The organism is Streptomyces sp. NPDC107654, assembly GCF_055639035.1.
Genome location: NZ_JBVKBI010000033.1, coordinates 36224 through 55625, shown reverse-complemented (window position 1 = coordinate 55625; position 19402 = coordinate 36224). Strand labels below are relative to the sequence as shown.

7 protein-coding genes are annotated in these 19402 nt (G+C 75.0%); 3 read left to right on the top strand and 4 right to left on the bottom strand.

What is annotated here, in order from left to right; all coding sequences use genetic code 11:
* Positions 1–188: 188 nt before the first annotated feature.
* On the top strand, positions 189–9143 hold the full coding sequence (locus ACZ7N4_RS35675) for a non-ribosomal peptide synthetase (protein ID WP_471367398.1): 8955 nt from the start codon (positions 189–191) through the stop codon (positions 9141–9143).
* A gap of 91 nt (positions 9144–9234) precedes the next feature.
* On the opposite strand, the gene ACZ7N4_RS35670 is transcribed toward ACZ7N4_RS35675, so the two are convergent.
* Positions 9235–10230 (bottom strand): LuxR C-terminal-related transcriptional regulator, encoded by a 996-nt coding sequence (locus ACZ7N4_RS35670; RefSeq protein ID WP_471367394.1) that lies wholly within the window; start codon positions 10228–10230, stop codon positions 9235–9237.
* A gap of 621 nt (positions 10231–10851) precedes the next feature.
* Between ACZ7N4_RS35670 and ACZ7N4_RS35665 the strand changes: the two genes are divergently transcribed.
* Both ACZ7N4_RS35665 and ACZ7N4_RS35660 read left to right on the top strand, forming a co-directional pair.
* Positions 10852–11028 (top strand): hypothetical protein, encoded by a 177-nt coding sequence (locus tag ACZ7N4_RS35665; protein ID WP_471367393.1) that lies wholly within the window; start codon positions 10852–10854, stop codon positions 11026–11028.
* A 76-nt stretch (positions 11029–11104) separates the two neighbouring features.
* On the top strand, positions 11105–11311 hold the full coding sequence (locus ACZ7N4_RS35660) for a hypothetical protein (RefSeq protein WP_471367391.1): 207 nt from the start codon (positions 11105–11107) through the stop codon (positions 11309–11311).
* A 219-nt stretch (positions 11312–11530) separates the two neighbouring features.
* Here the strand turns inward: ACZ7N4_RS35660 and ACZ7N4_RS35655 are convergent, their stop codons facing one another.
* The 3 genes from ACZ7N4_RS35655 to ACZ7N4_RS35645 all read right to left on the bottom strand — a co-directional run bounded on the left by ACZ7N4_RS35655 (position 11531) and on the right by ACZ7N4_RS35645 (position 19078).
* Positions 11531–14446, bottom strand: a complete 2916-nt coding sequence (locus ACZ7N4_RS35655) for a helix-turn-helix transcriptional regulator (protein WP_471367390.1) — start codon at positions 14444–14446, stop codon at positions 11531–11533.
* A gap of 154 nt (positions 14447–14600) precedes the next feature.
* Complete coding sequence (locus ACZ7N4_RS35650; protein ID WP_471367388.1) at positions 14601–18014, bottom strand: type 2 lanthipeptide synthetase LanM family protein; 3414 nt, start codon at positions 18012–18014, stop codon at positions 14601–14603.
* Between the two features lie 323 nt (positions 18015–18337).
* Complete coding sequence (locus ACZ7N4_RS35645; protein ID WP_471367386.1) at positions 18338–19078, bottom strand: Type 1 glutamine amidotransferase-like domain-containing protein; 741 nt, start codon at positions 19076–19078, stop codon at positions 18338–18340.
* Positions 19079–19402 lie beyond the last annotated feature (324 nt).

Genomic DNA, 19402 nt, shown 5'->3' with positions numbered 1-19402 from the left:
CCCGTGCGCCCTAGCGTGCTTGGCGCGGACGTCTCGCCGGGGCCGTGGTGTTGCCGGCGGCTCGGCTCCCGGCCCGCCCGGGGTGCCCCGCCCCTCACCACCCGTCGTACGACGTGCCGCCGTGAACCGCTTGTACCGCATGTACCGCATGTACCGCTGACGGGTGTCCTGACGATGGGGAGTGAACGGTGGCTGATCACCAGCTGGGGGAGTGGAGGCACGAGTCGGCGGGCCTGGAACCGCTGGAACTGCCGTCTGACCGACGGCCGTCGGACGACAGCCCGGGCCCCTCGGACCGCGTCCGGTTCGACGTACCCGCCCGGACCGCCGACGCGCTGGCCGCGCTGGCCCGCGACGGCGGCGTGGAGCTCCCCGCGGTCCTGCTGACGGTGTTCCACACGCTGCTGGGGCGGTACGCGGGCCGGGACGACGTCCCGGTAGCCGTGCAGGCGGACGCCCCCGACACGGCGATCCTGGTGCGCGGCGCACACGGCGACCCGGCGTTCACCGAGGCTGTCGCACAGGCCGCGCGGGGCATGGCGGACGCCGGCGGGCGGGGCCCGGTGCCGCTCGCTGTGCACGCCGGCCGGGGGCAGGTGCAGCTCGCGGTGCCCACCGGCCGGGCCGACGTCCCGGTGGCGGTGCCGGCGGACGCGGTGGCCTGGTTCGCGTGGCGCACGGCCGTCAGGGAGGCCGCCGTGTTCCCGCCCGACGCGCACGTCACCCTGGAGGTCGTCGCGGACGACGGCGGGCTGAGCGGTGTCCTCGGCTACCGGACGGATCTGTTCGAACGGGCCACGGCGGAGCGGATGGCGGGGCACCTCGTGACACTGGCGTCCTCCGCCGCCGACACGCCCGGGGAACCGCTCAGCGCGCTGGAGATGCTGACGGAGCCGGAGCGGCACCGGATCCTGACCGAGTGGAACGGGCCTCGGTCCGCGTTCCCGGACAGCGCCACCGTGCACCGGCTGGTGGAGGAGCGGGTCGCTCGCCGGCCCGATGCGGTGGCCCTGGAGCACGGCGGGCGGCGGCTGACCTACCGCGAGCTGGACGAGCGGGCCGAGGGGCTGGCACGGTACCTGGCGGAGCGGGGCGTCGGCCCCGGCGCACTGGTCGCCGTGTGCCTGGACCACGGCCCGGACCTGGTCTGCGCGCTGCTGGGCGTGCTCAAGTCGGGCGCCGCGTACGTGCCGTTGGACCCGGCCTATCCGGCCGAGCGGCTGCGGTACATGGTCGAGGACAGTGCCGCCACGATGGTGGTGACGCAGTCCGCGCACGCGGGCCTGTTCGCGCCGGAGACCGCGCTGCTGCTCGCCGACCGGGAGTGGCCGGCCGGCACCGGCACCGCCCCGGCCGTCGCCGCCGGCCCGGACGACGCGGCGTACGTCATCTACACCTCGGGTTCCACGGGCCGCCCCAAGGGCGTGCGGGTCGGGCACCGTGGCGTCGTCAACTACCTGCACTGGTGCGACCGGAACTACCCCCCGGCGCCCGGGGCGCGCATAGGCTCGCTGCTGTGCTCGTCGGCGGCGTTCGACCTGACGGTGACCGCGCTGTTCCTGCCGCTGGTGCAGGGGCTGTGCCTGGTGGTGCCGCGGCCGGAGCCGGGCCGTACGGTGTTCGACGCGGCCGTGGACATCGTCGCCTCCGGTGTACCGATCAGCTTCCTGAAGGTGACGCCCTCGCACCTGGAGCTGCTGACCGCCCGCCTGGAGCAGGACGGCGTCCGGCACGGCATCGCCACGGTGGTCGCCGGCGGCGAGGACCTGACCCCGGCGCTGGCGCACCGGGTGCTGGCCCTCGGCGGCGAGGACACGGCCATCGTCAACGAGTACGGGCCGACCGAGGCGACCGTGGGCAACGTGGTCAGCCGGACGGTGTCGGTGGAGCCGACGGCGGAGCACGTGCCGATGGGCCGGGCGATCGACAACACCGAGGTCTACGTGGTCGGTGCGCACGGCCGGGTCCAGCCGGTCGGCGTGCCCGGTGAGCTGCTCATCGGGGGTGTCAACGTCGCCCTCGGCTATCTGGGACGGCCCGAGCTGACGGCGCGGCGGTTCGTGCCGCACCCCTTCTCCGCCGACCCCGAGGCCCGCGTCTACCGCACCGGCGACCTGGTGAAGTGGCTGCCGGACGGACGCCTGGTCTACCTGGGCCGGATGGACGACCAGGTCAAGCTGCGCGGGCATCGGGTGGAACTCGGGGAGGTCGAGAACGCCCTGCTGTCCCGCCCGGACGTCGCGGCGGCCACGGTCGTGGTCCGCGAGGACGTCCCCGGCGACAAACGCCTGGTGGCGTACCTGGTGCCGGCCGGCGGCGCCGCCGTGGCCGTCGCCGGGCTGCGCGCGGCGCTGGCGCGGGAACTGCCCGCGCACATGGTGCCCGCCCGGTACGTCGTACTGGAGCGGCTGCCACTCACCCCGAACGGCAAGGTGGACCGGCGGGCCCTGCCCGCGCCCGAGAGCCACCGCCCGGACGTCTCCGCCGCGTTCACCGCACCGCGTACGCCCACGGAGCGGGCGGTCGCCGCCGTCTGGGCCGAACTGCTGGGCGTCGACGCGGTCGGCGCGGACGACGATTTCCTCGAACTCGGCGGGCACTCCCTGCTGGCCGCCCGGGTCGTCTCCCGGCTGCGCCGGGACCTCGGGGTGGACGTGCCGCACCGGACGGTGTTCGACGCGCCGACACCGGCGCTGCTGGCGGCGGCCGTGGACGCACTGGGGCCGGGCACCTCCGCCGCGATCCCGCGGGCGGACCGCTCGACGGGACCCCTGCCGCTGTCCTTCGCCCAGCAACGCCTTTGGTTCCTGGATCAGTTGGCGCCAGGCCGGTCCGAGTACACGATCCCGGTCGGGCTGCGGATCGAAGGGGACTTCGCGCCGGACGCGTTCGGCGCCGCGCTGACGGCGCTGACCGCGCGGCACGAGATCCTGCGGACCCGGTTCGTCGCGGACGGCACGGGACGCCCGTCCCAGGTCGTCGACGCCGTACGGGAGATGCCGGTGGACGTCCACGACGCCCGGCACCTCGGCGCCGGCGCCGCGCGGGAGATACTGCGCGAGGCGGTGGAGCGGCCGTTCGACCTCGCCGCGGGGCCACTGCTGCGCGCGGTGGCGGTACGGGTGGCCGACGCGGAGTGGCTGCTGCTGCTCGCCGTGCACCACATCGTCTCCGACGGCTGGTCGGAGGGCATCCTGACGCGGGAGCTGGGCGAGCTGTACGGGGCGGCGGTGACCGGCCGGCCGGTCGGCCTGGCCCCCCTCGGCCTGCAGTACGCGGACTTCGCGAGCTGGCAGCGCGAGGTACTGGACGGCCCGGCGCTGGCGGGGCAGACCGCGTACTGGCGGGAGCGGCTCGCCGGAGTGCGGCCGCTGGAACTGCCCACCGACCACCGCCGGCCGGCCGAGCGGTCGGGCCGGGGCGGCACGGTCTCCTTCTCGGTGCCCGCCGACCTGGCCGGCGCGGCCCGGAGGCTGGCCGCGGGACAGGGGGCGAGCCTGTTCATGTCCCTGCTGGCGGTGTTCCAGCTGCTGATGGCGAAGTACAGCGGACAGGAGGACATCGCGGTCGGCACCCCGGTCGCCGGACGCAACCGCGCCGAGACCGAGGACCTGATCGGCTTCTTCGTCAACACGCTGGTCCTGCGGACCGACCTGTCCGGCGACCCGGCCTTCACCGAGCTGCTGGCTCGCGTCAAGGACACCGCGCTGGGCGCCTACGACCACCAGGACCTGCCCTTCGAACGCCTCGTGGAAGAACTGGCCCCCGACCGGGACCTGTCCCGCAACCCGCTGTTCCAGACGATGTTCGTGCTCCAGAACACCCCGGACGGCCACGCGTGGCGACTGCCCGGAACGGTGGTGGAGCCGTTCGCGGTCCGCGAGGAGGAGGCCAAGTTCGACCTGACCCTGTTCCTCACCGAGCGGCCCGACGGCTCGCTCGACGGCGATCTGGTGTTCGCCCTCGACCTGTTCGCCCCGGACACGGCCGAGCGGCTGGCCGAGCACTTCACCACGCTGCTGCGCACGGCCGTCACCGGCCCGGAGCACCGGCTGTCGGAGCTGGAGGTGCTGGCCGGCGCCGAACGGCAGCGGGTGCTGTCCGACTGGAGCGGCGTGAACTCCGCCGCGGACACCGAGGGCGGAGCCGGAGCCGTACCCGAAGCGGGGGCCGAGGCCGGTGCCGGTGCCGAATCCGGTCCCGGGGCGACGGTGCACCGGCTCGTCGAGGAGTGCGCCGCCCTGCGGCCGGACACCCCGGCGGTGCTCTCGGCCGACGGGGAGCTGACCTACCGGGAGCTGAACGCGCGGGCCAACCGGCTGGCCCGGCACCTGCGTTCGCGCGGAGCCGGTCCCGGGGCCGCGGTCGCCGTGTGCCTGGAGCGCGGCCCCGAGCAGATCACCGCACTGCTCGCGGTCCTCAAGTCCGGTGCCGCCTACGTGCCGCTCGACCCGGAGCACCCGTCCGACCGGCTCGCCTACATGGTCGCGGACGCGCGGGCCGCGCTCGTCGTCACCGACGGCGCCGGGGCCGCGCGGCTGCCGGAGGAGCCCGGCCGGTTCCTCACCGACCGGGACTGGCCGTCCCTCGCGGACCTGCCGGCGCACGACCCGGAACCCGCGGCGGCCCCCGGCGACCTGGCGTACGTCATCTACACCAGCGGTTCCACCGGCCGGCCCAAGGGCGTCGAGATCGAGCACCGCAGCCTGGTCGGCCTGGTCCGCTGGACGGCCGACACCTTCGGCGCCGCCCCGGGACGGCGTGTCGCGCTGCTGGCGGGGGTCGGGTTCGACGCGTCGGCCTGGGAGCTGTGGCCCGCGCTGGCGACCGGTGCCACCGTGTGCGTACCCGACGACACGGTGCGGCTGACGCCGCCGCTGCTCCAGCGCTGGCTGACCGAGCAGCGCGTCACGGGGACCTTCGTCTCGACACCTGTGCTGGAGGCACTGGCGGCCCTCGACTGGTCGGAGCCGACCTCCCTCGCATACGTGCTGACCGGTGGTGACGCACTGCGCCTGCCGACCGGGCTGCGCCTGCCCTTCCGCGTCGTCAACAACTACGGACCGACCGAGTCGACGGTGGTGACGACCTCGACGGAGGTCGTCCCCGGCACGGCCGTGCCGCCGATCGGCCGGCCGGTGCGCGGCACCTTCGTGTACGTCGTGGACCGGTACGGCCGGCCGGTGCCGACCGGGGTGCCGGGCGAACTCCTCGTCGGCGGGACCGGGCTGGCACGCGGGTACCGGGGGCGGCCGGAGCAGACGGCGGAGCGGTTCGTGACCGTCCACGTCGACGGCACACCGCGCCGGGTCTACCGGACCGGGGACCGCGTGCGCTGGCTGGCCGACGGGCAACTGGAGTTCCTGGGGCGGCTGGACGAGCAGGTCAAGCTGCGCGGGCACCGCATCGAGCCCGGGGAGATCGAGGCGGTGCTGCTGTCCGGCCCCGACGTCGCCGCGGCCACCGTCGTCGTCCGCGAGGACACCCCCGGCGACAGGCGGCTGGTCGCCTACGTCGTCCCCGCGGCCGGCGGCACCGTGCGGAGCGAGGCCCTGCGCGGCCGGCTGCGCCGAGAACTGCCCGGCTTCATGGTGCCGTCCGCGTTCGTGGCGCTGGAGCGGCTGCCGCTCACCCCGAACGGCAAGGTGGACCGGCGGGCGCTGCCCGCGCCGCTGCCCCGCGCGTCGGCGGTCGGCGGTCCGGCTCCCCGCACTCCGGTCGAGCGGGCGATCGCGGCGGCCTGGTCCCAGGTACTGGGCACCGAGATCACCGGTGTCGACGACAACTTCTTCGAGCTGGGCGGCCATTCGCTGCTCGCCACCCAGGTGACGTCACGGCTGCGGGACACGCTGGGGGTGGAGGTGCCGGTGCGGGCCTTGTTCGCGGCACCCACCGTCGCCGGGCTGGCCGCGGCCGTGGCGGGGCCGGCGGCGGACGGGACGGCCGGCACCGAGCGGATCACGCCTGCCGCCCGGACCGGCGGGCCGCTGCCGCTGAGCTTCGCCCAGCAACGGCTGTGGTTCCTCGACCAACTGGAGCCCGGACGCGCGGAGTACGCCGTGCCCTTCGCACTGCGCGTCAGCGGTGCGCTGGACACCGCCGCCCTCGACGCGGCGCTGACCCGCATGGTGGCGCGGCACGAGATCCTGCGGACACGGTTCGTCGCCGACGAGGACGGTGAGCCGGCGCAGGTCGTCGATCCGCCGGCACCGGTGCGCACGGCCGTCCACGACCTGCGGCACCTCGCCGATCCCGCGGAGCGGCAGGAGGCGGCACGGAGCTTCGCCCGAGCGGAGGCCGCCCGCCCGTTCGACCTGGCGACGGGACCGCTGCTGCGCGCACACCTGGTGCGGCTGGCCGACGAGGAGGCACAACTGCTGCTGACGGTGCACCACATCGCCTGCGACGGCTGGTCGGAACCCCTCATGGCGCGCGAACTGCGCGAGGGCTACCGGGCGGCGACGACCGGCACCCCGCCCAAGGACGAGGAACTGCCGGTCCAGTACGCGGACTTCTCCGTGTGGCAGCGACAAAGGCTCACCGGCGAGGTGCTGGAGGGGCAGCTGGCGTACTGGCGGGAGCGGCTCGCCGGTGTGGAACCACTGGAACTGCCGACCGACCACCGCCGTCCGCCGGGACGGCCCGGCGGCGGCGACACCGTGACGTTCGAGGTGAGCGCGGCGGTGACCGCCGGGCTGCGGAAGGCTGCCAGAAGCGGCTCCGCGAGCCTGTACATGGTGCTGCTGGCGGCCTTCCAGGTGCTGCTGGCCAAGTACGGCCGCCAGGACGACGTGACCGTCGGCACCCCGGTCGCCGGCCGCAACCGTGCCGAGACCGAGGACCTGATCGGCTTCTTCGTGAACACGCTGGTCATGCGCACCGACCTCTCCGGCGACCCGGCCTTCACCGAACTCCTCGGCCGCGTCAAGGACACCGCCCTCGACGCCTACGACCACCAGGACCTGCCCTTCGAACGCCTCGTGGAGGAACTCGCCCCGGACCGCGACCCGTCCCGCAACCCCCTGTTCCAGACGATGTTCGTGCTGCAGAACACGCCGGACGAACACGCCTGGAGCCTTCCGGGGCTGGACGTGGAGCCGTTCACGGTCACGCTGCCGGACGCCAAGTTCGACCTCACCCTGATGATGTCCGAGGACGCGGACGGCGGTCTGCGCGGTGCCCTGGAGTACCGGACGGACCTCTTCGAACGCGACACGGTCGCCCGACTGGCCGGCCACCTGGGCACCGTACTGGAGACGGTGGCCGAGGAGCCCGCGGTACGGCTGTCCCGGCTCTGCCTGCTCACCCCCGAGGAGCGGCGGCGGACGGTGGCCGAGTGGAACGACACCGCCACCGCCTTCCCGGACACCGCCACGCTGCACGGCCTGTTCGAGGAGCGGGCGGCACGGCAGCCGGACACGGTGGCCGTCGAGTGGCCGCGGGGCACGCTGACCTACGGCGAGCTGAACGCGCGCGCCAACCGGATCGCCCACCACCTGCGCAGCCGGTACGGAGTACGGCCGGACCTGCCGGTCGCGGTGTGCCTGGAACGAGGCCCGGACCTGGTGACGGCCGTCCTCGGCGTTCTGAAGGCGGGGGCGCCGTACGTGCCGCTGGACCCGGAGTACCCGGCCGAACGCCTGGCGTACATGGTGCGGGACACCGCGACCCCGGTCGTCCTCACCGGCACCGCGCACACCGGCCGGCTGCCCTCGGACGTACCGCTGCTGCTGGTCGACCAGGACACCGCGACGCTGGCCGGAGAGCCGGACACCGACCCCCGGCCGGTCACCGCACCGCACCACCTGGCCTACCTGATCTACACCAGCGGGTCCACCGGCCGCCCCAAGGGCGTGCAGGTCGAACACCGCAGCGTGGTCAACCTGGTGCACTGGACGGCACGGGAGTACGGGCTGGAACCCGGGCAGCGGATCGCACTGCTGGCCGGGATCGGCTTCGACGCGGCGGCGTGGGAGCTGTGGCTCGGCCTGACCCGGGGCGCGACCTGCTGCGTCACCACCGAGACCGTCAGGCTCACCCCGCACCTGCTGCGGGACTGGCTGTGCGAGCAGCGCATCCACGCGACCTTCCTGTCCACGCCGATGCTCGAAGCCCTGGTGGCGCTGGAGTGGGCGGCGGACAGCACCCTCGACTACGTACTGACCGGCGGTGACCGGCTGCGGATGCCGGCCCGGGCCCGGCTGCCGTTCCGTGTGATCAACAACTACGGTCCCACCGAGACCACGATCATCGTCACCTCGACGGTGGTCGAACCCGGCGACGCGGTCCCGCCGATCGGCCGGCCCATCCCCAACGTCCTCGCGTTCGTGGTGGACCAGCACGGCCGGCCGGTGCCGGTCGGGGTCCCCGGCGAACTCCTCGTCGGGGGAGTGCCGGTGGCCCGCGGCTACCGGCACAGGCCGGAGCTGACCGCGGAGAGGTTCACCGCGTACGAGGCCGAAGGGCTGAGCACCAGGGTCTACCGCACCGGTGACCTGGTGCGGTGGCGGGCGGACGGGCAACTGGAGTTCCTGCGGCGGATCGACAACCAGGTGAAGATCCGCGGCAACCGCATCGAGCTGGGCGAGATCGAGGCCACTGTGCTGACCCACCCCGGCATCGGCGAGGTCAGTGTGGTCGTCCGCGAGGACACGCCCGGCGACAAGCGGCTCGTGGCCTACCTCGTCACCACCGGCGCGGACGCCCCGAGTACCGCCGAACTCCACGCCCACCTGGGGCGGTTCCTGCCCGACTACATGATCCCGGCGGCGTTCGTGACGCTGGAGCGGCTACCGCTGACCGCCAACGGCAAGGTGGACCGGGCGGCCCTGCCGGCGCCGGACCACCAGCGACCGGATCTGGGGACGGAGTACACGGCGCCGCGCAACGCCGTCGAACGGACCGTCACGGCCGTGTGGCAGGAACTGCTGGGCATCGAGCGCGTCGGCGTGCACGACAACTTCTTCCAACTGGGCGGGCATTCGCTCCTCGCCACGCAGGTGGCGTCCCGGCTGCGAAAGGCGCTGCGGGTCGACGTGCCGGTGCGGGCCGTGTTCGACTCTCCCACCCCGGCGCGACTCTCCCAGGGCATCGCCGACCTGATGATGGCGGCCATCACGGCGCAGTTCGCGCCGGCCGGGTGACGAGCCCGGTGCCACGCCGTGAAGGGGCCGGACCTCGTCGCCGAGGTCCGGCCCCTTCACGGCGCTCCGGTCACGCCGGGTGCGCGGCGGATCAGGCCACGTCCTCGGCGCGGATGCCGCCGCTGGCGAGCGCGAGGGCGCCGAGCTGAAACCGGCTCTGAGCACCGAACCGGTCCGTCAGCTTCTCCGAGAGCCGGCGCACCGTGCGCAGGGAGACGTCCATCTTGCGGGCCGCCGCCGCGTCCGTGAGCCCCTGCGCCCACAGCCGGAGCACATGCTGTTCCTGGAGGGAGAGGCTGCCTCGGGTACGGGGGCGCGCCTCAGCGAGCGGCAGGGCTTCCTTCCACAGCCGGGCGAACAGGGTCGCGAAGGCTTCCGTGACCGACTCCACACCGCACGCCATCGCGCCGACGACGCTGCGTCCGCCGACGACCGGCACCACGACATGCCTGCGGTCGGAGAGGATCATCCACACCGGCAGCGACGGCAGGGTGCGGACGGTGCCGCCGCACTCCTCGCTGCGGCGCAGACGCTCCGTCGCCCCGGGGCCGTTGCGGACGCTCTCCAGCACGATGGCGCGCGCGGGGGTGCCGCGCCGCCGCAGTATCTCGTCCACCGGGCGGCCCGCGTCGAGGGCCGCCGCGTCCAGTCGCTCGGCCGGTCCGACGCTCAGCCATTCGTTCGCGCACTCCTCGGCGAGAGAGGTGACGTGCCGCCACACGGCCTCCGCGCCGGCCAGCCACTCCACGTCCGGGACGCCCGCCGGGCCGCGCCGCCCCCGCTCCGACAGCAGCCGCGTCACCTCCAGCCGACTGCCCTCCACCTGGAGGCGGTGACGGGCCAGTTCGTCCTGCTGCCGGGCGAGCATCGCGGCCAGCCCGACCTCCGGATCGACCGGACGCCAGCCGCTCGCGGAGTCCCCCGGAACGACGAGCAGCAGCGCGGACAACCGCTCCAACCCGTTCCGGACCGCTTCCTCGGTCTCCTCCAGATGCTCGGCCAGCTCGGACACCTTCGCGCCGGGCCGGTCGACCATGGCGATGTACACACTCCGCGCAACGGGGTCGATACCCAGAGAGGTCCGCATGTCGTCCACTCCTGTATGTCTTGTCGTACGGCACCTGTTGGCTGTGGCACACGGTCGAGATCGGGCCGGCGGCGCTCTGCCGGGACATGACCGCGGGCCGCCGGCCGGACACCAGTAGAACGGGAGCCGCCGTGACGGCGGATGCGGGCCGATCCCCCAAGTTCTCCCAGGACAACCGCGCCCGGGGCGGGCGAGGGCACCAAGATGGGCGACGCTCGCGCCCGGACGAGGCTCCCCGGGCGCGAGCGCCCCCCGGCATCCGGAACGGGAACCGGACACCCCCGAGCACACCGGCCCCTTCCCCGGCCGCCGGCCCGTCGCCTCGTGCGCACGGGAGCGGGCCCGTCGGCGCGTGCACGCCCCCATGTACCCGTACGACCGGCCAACCCGCCCCGCACACCCCTCGCCCACCCGGCGCACGGCCCCTCGTCATCCGCGCACACGTCGCCGGCCTGCGCCTTTCACCCCGTCACCGCGGCACGGCCCGACCCCTCGTCCCCCGACACCGCGCGCTCCGCGGCCCCAGCCCCCCATCGGCGGCCGGCACCGGGCCAGAGCGGCCGGAGAATATGGGGGACAGTTCCCCATGCGGGCCCCCACCGCATCTGTGACCTTGTTCTCGTGACCGAATCAGCCGCACCCGCGGCGCCCCCCAGCGCGAACCCCCCGGCCCCCGCCCGGCGGCCCGCCACGATCCTCCAGGCCGGGGTCGGCCGCGACCCGCTCCGCACCGGCGCCCGCGTCGCCACCACGGCGATCGCCGGACGTCGCCGTACCGACCGGCCCTTCGCACGCTGAGAGTCACCGGGCGGACCTCCCGACGCCGCCCGCCCACCGTCCCGCACCCGCCCTCACAGACACGAGGTTCCTCACCATGGCCGAGCTCCGCCGCGATGCCTCCTCCGCTCCCGCCGACCTCCCCGCCCGCCCGGACGCCGAGACGGACGCCGCCGGCGGCATCACCCTGTCGGGCCGCAACCGCGCCTGCGCCCGAGCCCGCGTGCTGGCGGGCATGGTCCTCACCAGCGGACTCGTCATCACGCTGACCTCGATCGACACCTCGGTCTCGGCCCCGCACTGAACGCCCGCCCCGCGCCCGACGCCGCCGGCGGCGGCCGGCCCGGCCGCACCTCGTCCCCACCGACAGCGGCACCACCGGACCGGCGGGAACGAACCGACGCCGGGGCCCGGGCCGCACCGCCCGACCGGGCACGGCCCGGCACGGACGCGGACGGCCGCCACGGCCAGGGCTTCCACCCCGTCCCACGCCGCCGGCCCCGCTCGCCGGGGCCGGGGAACCCTACGCGTCCCGCAGGGCGGCCGACTGTGCGCACAGCTCCGCGCGGTTCGCCGCCCCCGTCTTCGTGACCAGACTCGCGATGTGCTTCTCCGCCGTGCGCGGCGAGATGAACAGCCGGTCGGCGATGTCCTTGTTGCTCAGCCGCTCCGCCAGTAACCGGAACACCTCGAACTCCCGCACCGTGACCCCCTGGGCGCGCAGCTGGTCGGGGATGCCACTGGTACCGGTGCGGTGCTGGTGCACGGAGGCGCCGAGCCGGCGCAGCCCCGCCCGGCAGGCGCCGGTGACGGCCTGGACGTCCCGCTCGTGGAAGTAGTGCTCCGCCCTCCGCAGCCAGCCCACCGGATCGCCCCAGCCGTCCTGGTGCGCCGCGTCCGCGATCAGCCGCAACCCGAGATGCTGGGCCAGCGGGTACGGCTCGGCCACCGCCAGCGCGGCCTCCACCGCGGCCGCCGCCCGCTCACCCGCCCCCTCGCGGCCCAGCAGCACGGCGTCGCTCAGCAGCACGAACTGACGGTTCCAGCGCATCCGGGCGACGGCGGTGGCGGTGATCTCCTCGTGCCGCGCCCGGTCCGCGTCCCCGGCGAGCACGTCCAGCAGCAGGACCAGCCCGTGGGTGCCGCCGAGATGGTACGTCGAGGGGTTCCCCGCCTCCAGCGCCAGCACCTGCCGCAGCTCCTCCCGGGCGAGGCCGCGGTCCTCCTCCAGCAGGGCGCAGAACGCCCGGGCCAGACCGCGGCCGAGCGCTTCCTCCTGCGAACCGGCGCCGTCCCACTCGGCGAAAGCCGCCAACGACCGCTCCATCGCCGCGCGGTCGGCGTGGTGGGCCGCCAGGACTGCCTGGGCCATCAGGACGTACCGCACGACGGGCGCGAGACGCAGCCTCCGTACGACGGCCATGCACTCGGCGGCGGCCGACCGGGCGGCGTCGTAGCGGCCGCGCAGCACCGCGTCCAGCACGAGGATGCCGTCCACGGTGTGGACGATGTTCACGGAGCCGAGCCGCAGGGCCTCCTCCCGGACCGCCACCAGGCCCGTGGTGTCGCCGTCGGCCAGCCAGGCGTTGCCACCGAGCCGGGTGGCCGCGTACATGCGCTGCAGCGGGAGACGGTGGCGCTCCGCCGTGGCCAGGGCCTGCCCGAGCATCGCCGCCGACTCCTCCGGGTCCCGCTCGCGGGCCACCGTCGCGAGCAACTCCCGGGCCTGGCAGGCGACGACGGGCAGACCGTGCCGTTCGGCGGTGTCGGCGGCGGACCGGGCCAGCTTCTCCGCGTGCTGGGTCCGGTCGGGCCCCGGCGTGTCGAGAGCCAGGTAGGCGGCCGTGACGTCCACGGCCGCGGCGACCGACTCGTCCGGTGCCGCGGCCAGCACCTCACGGGCGCGGGCGATCTGCCGGTTGCCGTCACTCCACCGGCCCGCCGTGTGGGCGACCTTGGCCAGCCGGGTGTGGAGTGTGGCCAGGCGGGCGGGGCTCAGCCCGGAGCCGTCCAGGGCGTGCAGGTCCTCGGCCAGGGCGAGGGCGCGGGCGAAGTCACCGGCCTCCGCGAGGGCCGGCAGCAGGTTCTCCAGCACCGTGGCCCGCGACTGCGGATCACCCGCGTCGGCCAGCAGGCTCTCGGACCGGCTCAGCAGGGTGACGGCGGAGCCGAGCGCCCCGGCCGCCAGCGCCCGCTCGCCCGCGTCCGCGAACAGCAGACCGGCCTCCACCTTGTCACCCGCCGTGCTGCGCAGACCGGCCGCGAGCGGACACCAGTCACCGGGCAGGCCCGGATGCAGTTCCTCGACCGCCTCCGCGCCCCGCCGGGCCAGGTCCGCGCGCAGACCCGGCGTCATCTGCGTGAACAGGGCCTCCACGGTGAGCGAGTGACGGAAGGAGTACCAGTCCGGCGCGGGTTCGTCGGGAACCACCAGCCGCGCGGCCACCCCCGCGTGCAGATGGCTGAGCAGGGCCCGGTCGTCGACGCCGGTCATGCGCTGCAGGACCGTGAGCGGGAAGCGCCGTCCGAGCACGGCGGCGGCCGACAGCAGGGTCAGGCCCTGCGCGCCGAGCCGGTCGATACGCCGCAGAATGCCACGCGCCAGCGACGAGGAGACGTCGCTGCGGAGGTCGCCCACGGCCCGCCAGCCCTCCGGCCCCCGCACCAGGGTGCCGGCCCCGATCATCGACTGGAGCAGCTCCTCCACCAGGTACGGGCTCCCCGAACTGTCCTCCCACAGCCGCTCCAGCACCGCCGCGGGCACCTGCTCCGGGCCGTCGGCCCCGAGTTGCGCCGCGATCATCTCGTGCGTCTGGGGCCGGGTCAGCGGCGGCAGCTCGACCAGGGCGGCGGCGCCGCGCCGACGGGCGGACTGCGCGAGGTCGAGGGCGTCGCTGAAATCCGTCCGTACCGTGGCGAGCAGCAGGACGGGCGAGTAGTCCAGGTTGTCCACCAGGTATTCGAGAACACCGAGCGTTTCCGGGTCGGCGTCGTGCAGGTCCTCCAGCAGCAGCAGCTGGCCCTGCCCGCGCCCGGCGGCGATGAGCAGGCGCAGCACGGCCTCACCCAGGATCACCATGGAACTGCTGTCCCGTTCCCCGGTGTCCCAGTCCGGGATCAGCCGCCCGAGCACCGGCCGGTAAGGGCCGAGGGGCAGGTCGTCCATGGGTTCGCCACCGCGGAAGAGCGACATCAGGGCTTCGGTGAGCGGTCGGAACGGTACGGCCGGTCCCGTGGTGCTGCTGCGGCCCCGCAGCACCCGCATCCCGGCGCCCAGGGCCCCGCCGACGACCTCCGCGGCGACCCGCGACTTGCCGACACCGGCCTCTCCCACCAGGAACACGACACCGCCGCGGCCCTCGCGCGCGTCGGCCAGGGCACGTTCGAGCAGGGCCAGTTGGGAGTCCCGTCCGACCAGAGAAGGCGCATGGGAACGCATGAGCGCAGATAGTAATCGGACATCGCGGCCCGCGGCAGGTCGCGCAGCGGACGTACCGGCCCCACCAGCACCGCGGCGACCGGCACACGGGCGAGGGCACGCGTCCGGTTGCCGGCCCGTGCGCGTGGTGCGCGGGAGCGGGGGAGGCGGTCCGTCAGCGACCGGGCTCTTCCAGGAGCAGCAGGGACGGAACGGTGTCGGGGCGGGCGAGACGGAGAAGTCCGTAGCCGATGCCGGACAGCCCCGTCAACAGCCCGGGAGAGGGGACGTGGTCGGGAGTGGCGCACCGGTGGCTTTGCGCCTCGACCAGCGCGAGCACCTGCCCGGAACACCGGGACAGCGCCCCGGCGGCCACGGTGTCGCCCCGCCCGGCGAGCGTGGCCAGCGCCTCCAGCGTGCCGAGCGTGCCCTGTCCGAGGCTCAGACCCGGCCGCACCTCGGCGTTCGCCAGGAAGGGCGTCAGCGCTCCGGCGGCGCCCAGGGGCGCGGCGGCGGCCACGCCGGCGAGCCCGGAGACCCAGGAGAGGTCCGCGGGCGCGGCCCCCACCGTGCGGACCGCGGCACGCAGCAGCGCGTCGGCGGCCCCCGCGTGCGCGGCGGCGCGCTCCGGTCGGCAGCCGGCGTAGCGCCGCAGGGCCCACCCGATCCCGGCCGCGCCGTCCGCGAACCCGGGTGCGGCGTCCGCGAGTACGGCCGCGCCGTGAGCGAATCCGCGCTCGTCGGCGGCGAATCCGGGTTCTGCGACCGCGATTCCGGGCCTGCCTTCTGCGAACCCGGCTGTGACGTCCACGATTCCGGGCTTCCGGTCTGTGATCCTGGCCGTGCGGTCTGCAAATCCGGCCGTGCCGCCTGTGAATCCGGCCGTGCCGTCTGTGAATCCGGCCGTGCCGTCCGCGACGCCGGGCTCGCCGTCGACGAACCCGGCCGCGCGGTCCGCGCACCCGGGCCTGGGCCCGTCACCGAGGTCCGAGGCGTCCGCGGACGGCCCCGGCCGCTCCGGTCCGCGCACCGTCGCCAGCAGCAGGTCCGCCACCGCGTCGGCCAGTCGCAGGGCCTGGGGTGCCCGGGTCGCCCCGTACGCGGCGACGGCGGCGGTGAGCGCGCCGGCCGCGCCACCGGCCAGCCCCGGATCGGAGCAGGCGGCGACGGCGTGCCCGAGCGCGGTGAGCGCGTCCGGCAGACAGTCCGTCAGGTCCTCACCGAGCAGCGCCGACAGCCTCACGAGTGCGTGGACGATGCCGCCGAGCCCGGAGTACGCGCCGGGCCCGGCCGCCGCGCTCAGTTCTGGATCGGCGGCCAGCGCCGTCAACAGGGCGGGCAGCGGCCGGACCGCCTCCCGGGCCAGCGCGGCATACCGCCCGGCGCCGGTCAGCGCGTCCGCCTGCGCCAGGAACAGCGCCACCCCGCAGTAGCCCTGACCCAGCCCCGCACCCATCGGCAGCACGGCCCAGTGCGGCCCCGACACCTGCTCCAGGCCCAGCCAGTTGGTCCGGCCGCCGCCGCGTACCGCGCGGGCGGCGATCTCGTCGGCGATGCCGCACGCGGCGGCCAGCAGCCGCGAGGCGTCCGGCACGACCGCCGGAAGCGGGGCGAGGGCGAGTTCGGAACGCCGCGCCAGGGGTGAACCGGTGCCGCGCGCCGCCAGCGTGGCCGAGATGACCCACTCCTGGTCGTGGCAGTCGACCTCGTCCGTCCGGGCCAGCTTCTCGCCGACCGCGGCCAGGGCCGCCACCGGCAGCACGTCCGGCAACCAGGTGCCATCGGCCGTCCGGACCCCTGTACCGGACGGCCGATGCACGAACAGGGGGACGTCACCGCGCCACAGCTCCGCGGTCTCGTGCTCGACCAGGCGCCGACGCGCCTCGTCGTGCTCGGACTCGCTCCACAGCACCGCGAACACACCCTCCCGAGCCAGGGCGTCGCCGAGCAGCGAAGGGTGGGCGGACTCCTCCAGCAGCGTGGCGTACAGGCGGGTGGAACGCGCGATGAGCCGGGCGGGGCTGTCCGCGTGCTCCGCCAGCGGCCCGCCCTGGGCGAGCAGTTCACGACCGTGCGCGGCCAGCGCCGCGTATGCGGTGCGGAACCCCTCCAGCAGGGCCGCCCGGTGGTCGGCCCCTTCCCGGGGCGCCCCCGCGGGCAGCGGCTGGTTCTGCGCGGCCGGGCTGAGCACCGCCCCCCGTACGGCCCGCATCGTGTCCTCGCCGCTGTCCTCCCAGTGCAGGCCCTCGCTCGGGAAGGTGCCCTCGCTGTTCCGGCCCAGCGCGGAGATGTCCAGCGCGCCCCGCTCGCCGATCAGCAGGTGGGGCAGCAGACAGGTGCGGTGTACGGAGGCCTGCAGGGCGTCCGCGGCCGGATCGGTGCCGGCCGTCATGGCCTGCGGAAGGCCGGTGTGCAGCAGGGTCTCCGCGTCCACCAGGACCGGCTGGTCGCCACAGGCGACGACGTTCTCGTAGTGCATGTCGGCGCCGTCCACCGCGTACAGCAGGGCCAGCAGCGCACCCTGGTGCCGGTAGAAGGCATCGGTCTCGGAGACCGACCGGCACCAGCGGTGCTCCACGAACTCCAGCCAGCCGTACCCCGGCCGGCGCACACTGCGTGGCGTGCGCAGCGCGAGGCCGGGCACCTTCGCGCCGAGCCAGGCGGACAGGTCGTCCAGCAGGCCGTGCTGCTCGAGCGGGCGGGGTTTGTACACGAGCCGGTCGCCGCCGGCGAAGCGCAGGATGGCGACGGCCCGGTTGCCCTGGTGGGAGTCGCCGAGGCCGAGGTCCACCCCGGCCAGCGCACCGGGCGCGCGCCCGTCGAGGAGCCCGGTGACCAGGTCCTCCCGGTCGGCTTGGAACCGCGTCACCAGCTCCGCCGCGGCGTCCGTCGCGTCCAGCGCGGTCTGCGCGAGCATCCGGGCGAGCACCGGGTAGGCAGCGAAGAGCGCGGACAGGCCCCGCCGACTGCCGGTGGCGGCGACGAACGAGGCGAACCGCTCACGCGGGCCCGCGCCGGCGAGCCGCCCGGCGCGCCGGGCCTGGGACAGCTCATGGACCAGGGTCCGGGCGGCCTGCCGGGTCAGCTGCTCGGTCAGCCGCCGCTCGAACGCGTCCCGCCATACGACCCGTTCGCACGTGGGGGCGTCCGCCGTGCGGCGGGCGAGCCGGTCCGCGGCCGGGGTGACGAGCGGCCGTACGACGGCGGCGAAGACCTCGGGACCCTCGCCGTCCGTGGTCGGCTCGTCCGGGCTCTCGGGGGCGGCGGCCAGTGCCGCCTCGGCGAAGTCGGCCCAGTCGGGCTTGACCGCGCGGTCGGCGAGGCGCTCGGCCGTCTCCGCGGCGAGGGCAGCCGCGGTCGCCCCGTCCACCCCGAGGTGGGCCAGTCGCAGGGCGAAGCCCTCGCCGTCCCCCAGGTTCCATGGAGCGCGTCCGGTGGCGGGACCGACGTGCGCCACCGGAACGCCGGGCGCGGCGAGCCGCTCCGCGAGGGTCAGCGCCGGGGCCCACCAGGCGAGCGGCAGGCGGGCGTCGAACGGAGCCGGGAGGCTGGCGGTCCGGGGAGCCGGGAGGTCGGCGGTCTCAGTCACAGAGCAAGACGGTGCCAGACCGCCGTGATCCCCACATGGGGAAGTGACCCCCATATTCCTGCGCACCACGCACTGGGGGAGCGGCTGCCGCGAGGACGCCCCGCATCAACGGGGGGATGCCGCGGGACGCGCCGCACCGATGAGGGGTCTGCCGTGGGCGCCCCTCACGGACTGGGGGCACTGCCGTGGGCGCTCCGCACCGATGAGGGGTGACTGCCGTGGGCGCCCCGTACCGACGGGGAACTGCCGTGGACGTACGCCCCGCACCGACACCGACCGGAACGACCGGCCGCGCGCGAGTCCCCCGGCGGTATCGGCTCCGCTCAGAACCTGGGTGCGGGCAGCAGCCGCGGTTCGATCCGCTCCTCCGCCGTCCCCGTGCCCGCACGGCTCACCACATAGGCCGCCTTCCCCGGCACTTCCGCCACGGCCTCGACCAGTTCGGTGCCCCGATAGACCAGACCCACCCCGTCGTCGGTGCAATGGGCCGTCCCGAAGGCGCCTTCGGCGACCAGCCGGTGGATCAGCGGACGCCGGCCCGCGTCCGAGTCGTAGTGCACGCCGTTGCCGTACGGCAGCAGGCCCAGCCCGTCGGTGACCGGGCGCAGCCCGGGGCCGAAGGAGTCCGTCGCGCCGCCCTCGAACCAGCAGATGGAACCCGCGCTGATGCCGGCCAGCACCACACCCGCCCGCCACGCGCGCCGCATGATCACGTCCAGGCCGTGCACCCGCCACACGGCGAGCAGGTTGGCCACCGAACCGCCCATCACCCAGACCACGTCGTGCGCGAGGACCGTGCCCTCGACGTCCTCGACATTCGGCATGGGGAACAGTTGCAGGGGAGTGAGGTCGTAACCCGCCACCCGGGCCGCCTCCGCCACCCGCGCCGTCACGTGCTCGGCGTCACCGGTCGCCGTGCCGACGTACAGGACGCGGGGACGCCTGCCGTGTGCGCCGGAGAGATCGACCGCGTGGTGGACCAGGGCGTCGAAGAGCAACCGGGTGCGCGTACCGGCACGGTGCCCTCCTGACGTGGCGAGGATGGTCGGTTCCGGAGCGGTCACACACGTGATCGTAGCGCCCCGAACTCCCCCTGCGAACGCGTCGTTCACGCCCCCGCCCCCGGGGCCCGACGGAACGTCACCGCACCGACGCCGACTCACCGTCTCGCACGCCGAGGTCGCGCGGATCGGCCCGCCGCCGGGACGCCCGCAGACGGGCAGCCCGGCCCGCTTCCCCTCGTGCCACCGAGGTCGAGGCCTTCCGCGTGGGCCGGCCGGCGACGGAACTCGGCGAAGCCCCCAGAGCGGGGCACGTCGACGTTGCGAGGTGGCAGGACCTGAAGCGGCCTAGCCGCCGGTCACATACCACTGTGCGGCTGACGCGCC